Raw genomic sequence first — 270 nt, 5'->3', positions numbered from 1 at the left:
AATAAATCTTAAACGTACTTTTTCGCCCGCTTTAAACAGCCCACGCCAATTAGCCATTGGCGCAGTACCATTCATTAAATAGGTCATTGCCGAAGCCGATAAATCAGCTAAATCGGTTGGACTCATTCGCATCTGGTTCCACATTTCACGTCGTTGAAGTGCATTAGCAACGCCGCTTGTTGCTATGTCATCAAAAAACTCAGGTACAGTGGGCTGATTAAAGTTAAACACATCCCCCTGAATTTTTAATTTACGGAATAACTCCATGGG

1 pseudogene is annotated in these 270 nt (G+C 42.2%); it reads right to left on the bottom strand.

Annotated features, from left to right (window positions below):
- Nucleotides 1-270 (bottom strand): annotated as a pseudogene (locus tag AAEY62_RS22510) (copper resistance system multicopper oxidase); the annotation flags it as partial.

This window comes from Pseudoalteromonas sp. GW168-MNA-CIBAN-0100 (assembly GCF_040309225.1).
GTDB lineage: Bacteria > Pseudomonadota > Gammaproteobacteria > Enterobacterales > Alteromonadaceae > Pseudoalteromonas > Pseudoalteromonas arctica.
This window is presented reverse-complemented; position numbering and strand designations above follow the sequence as displayed.